The organism is Citrobacter sp. Awk 4, assembly GCF_028069725.1.
Classification (GTDB): Bacteria; Pseudomonadota; Gammaproteobacteria; order Enterobacterales; family Enterobacteriaceae; genus Citrobacter_D.
The window spans coordinates 1-449 of sequence record NZ_JANEWG010000150.1; the positions used below are offsets into that span (position 1 = coordinate 1).

The 449-nt window shown below is 54.6% G+C and carries 1 protein-coding gene; it reads right to left on the reverse strand.

Going from position 1 to position 449, the window contains the following annotated elements; translation table 11 throughout:
* On the reverse strand, positions 1 to 449 hold a 449-nt coding region (locus NNO04_RS22595), incomplete at both ends, for a DDE-type integrase/transposase/recombinase (RefSeq protein ID WP_271446539.1).

A 449-nucleotide genomic window follows, 5' to 3' on the forward strand; every position in this document is an offset into this window, starting at 1 on the left:
GGACGGCACTCGTTATAATCCTGCCGCCAGTCATTAATCGTTTTCCTGGCATAAGTAATATCGCCGAACCAGTGCTCGTTCAGGCATTCATCTCTGAATCGTCCGTTGAAACTCTCAATAAATCCGTTCTGAGTCGGCTTGCCCGGCTGGATAAGCCGTAGTTCCACACCATGCTCAAAGGCCCATTGATCGAGCGCGCGGCAGGTAAATTCCGGCCCCTGATCGGTCCTTATTGTCGCCGGATAGCCCCGAAACAACGCGATGCTGTCCAGAATACGCGTGACCTGAACGCCTGAAATCCCGAAAGCAGCGGTGATCGTCAGACACTCCTTCGTGAAATCATCCACACAGGTCAGGCACTTGATCCTGCGACCGTTGGCCAGTGCGTCCATAACGAAATCCATCGACCATGTCAGGTTCGGCGCATCCGGCCGCAGAAGCGGAAACCG